3 protein-coding genes are annotated in these 1,977 nt (G+C 51.8%); 2 read left to right on the forward strand and 1 reads right to left on the reverse strand.

From position 1 onward, the window contains the following. Positions 1-512 (forward strand): Hpt domain-containing protein (locus tag RTY00_RS24220; RefSeq protein WP_312666666.1); only part of this gene is annotated, 512 nt, incomplete at its 5' end. A gap of 1 nt (position 513) precedes the next feature. Further along, entirely contained in the window at positions 514-1,164 is a 651-nt protein-coding gene (gene rcsB, locus RTY00_RS24225; protein WP_007889370.1) for a response regulator transcription factor RcsB, read from the forward strand. A 49-nt stretch (positions 1,165-1,213) separates the two neighbouring features. On the opposite strand, the gene RTY00_RS24230 is transcribed toward rcsB, so the two are convergent. After that, positions 1,214-1,977, reverse strand: a 764-nt coding sequence (locus tag RTY00_RS24230) for a response regulator (protein ID WP_312666667.1), incomplete at its 5' end; no start/stop codon positions are given.

A 1,977-nucleotide genomic window follows, 5' to 3' on the forward strand; every position in this document is an offset into this window, starting at 1 on the left:
AACGTTTGACCGGTCAGTATCATGATGTGCTGGTAACCGACGATCCCGCCCGTCTGAACGGTTGGGCGCTGTTACTGGCTGGTGACGAAATGGGTCATCACGCGTTGAACGATCAACAATTCCGGGTCAACTTCAATCTCAGTAATGCACTGCTTGATGCGCTGCTGGCCCTGATTGAAAAGCAGCTTTCTCATGATTTGTTAGAGGAGAGTCGCGAAGATGAAGAAGCCACGCCGCTGATGAGCGGAGGCTATTTCCAGCTGTTTACCGAGACAGTACCGCCAGATGTGAAGAGACTGTATACTGAAGCGGCGGAAAAGGATTATCCCTCGCTTGCTCAGACAGCACATCGCCTGAAAGGCGTGTTTGCCATGCTCAATCTGGGGTCAGGTAAACTGCTTTGTGAAGCGTTAGAACAACACATTAAAGTATGTGACGATTTAACCATTAAAAATACCACCAGTGAAATTGACGCGTACGTCAGCCAACTGCTGCAGCAAGGTAACCAATAAGATGAATAACTTGAACGTAATTATTGCCGATGACCATCCGATCGTTCTGTTCGGTATCCGTAAGTCACTGGAACAGATTGAATGGGTTAACGTTGTAGGTGAGTTTGAAGACTCAACAGCATTAGTAAACAGCTTGCCCAAACTGGACGCCAATGTCCTGATTACCGACCTCTCCATGCCAGGCGAGAAGTACGGTGACGGTATTACCCTGATTAAATACATCAAACGTCACTATCCGGATCTCTCGATTATCGTTCTTACCATGAACAATAACCCAGCGATCCTGAGCGCGGTGTTGGATCTGGATATCGAAGGGATCGTACTGAAGCAAGGCGCGCCAACCGATCTGCCAAAAGCGCTGGCTGCTCTGCAGAAAGGCAAAAAATATACGCCGGAAAGCGTGGCAAAACTGCTGGAGCGCATCAGCGCTGGCGGTTACGGTGACAAACGTCTGTCGCCGAAAGAGAGTGAAGTACTGCGTCTGTTCGCAGAAGGTTTCCTGGTGACCGAGATTGCTAAGAAACTGAACCGCAGTATCAAAACCATCAGTAGCCAGAAGAAATCAGCCATGATGAAACTGGGCGTGGAAAATGATATCGCGCTGCTGAACTATCTCTCTTCTGTTAGCGCCACTCAGGTCGACAAAGAGTAATCCTGAATGGGCGGCGTCTTCTGACACCGCCCGTTTTTTTTCTCGCGTATTACGTCTCTTCCCTGCCCTTTCTGACGCGTTCCGCATACACCGCCAGCGTACTTTTCAGCACATCCAGCGTAACCGGCTTCGACAAACAGTTATCCATGCCCGCATCCATACAGCGCTGCTTCTCTTCCGCTAACGCATTGGCCGTGACGCCAATCACCGGGAAAGTGTGTCCTAACTGACGCAGACGTTGCGTCAGGCGATAACCATCCATGTTTGGCATGTTCACATCGCTCAGTACGATATCGATATGATTGCGGCTCAGCACGTTCAGCGCATCCACGCCGTCCTGCGCGGTTTTGGTCTGATAACCCACGGTGCCCAACTGTTCCGACAGCAGCATGCGGTTGATCGGATGGTCATCAACAATCAGCACGATGATATCTTCGAAAGTCGCGGCCGCTTTTGGCGCGGTTAACGGTAGCGGCGTGGCGGTTTCGCTATTGATGTTGATGCGATAGATGCGGCCCAACAGCTGCGGCAGATCGTGCAGCATCGCGCTACTCTGAATCCATTGCCCCGGCGCGGTTTCGTGCGGCATATCGATGTGCTGACCACAAATACGAATATGCGCGCGTCCGCTTTGCGCAGCGGGCTCATCGTGATCGCTGATGATCACATCATCCGCTGCCGCCTGGCCGTGATAATACGCCACCTGAATACCCTGCTGTTGCAGCAGACGCAGCAGGAAGCTGGCGAGATATTCATTGCGCATATCCAGCCAGATGGCTTTTTCCTGCAAGCCGTCCAGCAGCGGTGGTGCCG

The organism is Pantoea sp. CTOTU49201, from assembly GCF_032054795.1.
GTDB classification, from domain to species: domain Bacteria; phylum Pseudomonadota; class Gammaproteobacteria; order Enterobacterales; family Enterobacteriaceae; genus Pantoea; species Pantoea symbiotica.

Coding starts and splice junctions, on each gene's coding strand:
- rcsB (WP_007889370.1), top strand. CDS start 514: ATGAATAACTTGAACGTAATTATTGCCGATGACCATCCGATCGTTCTG.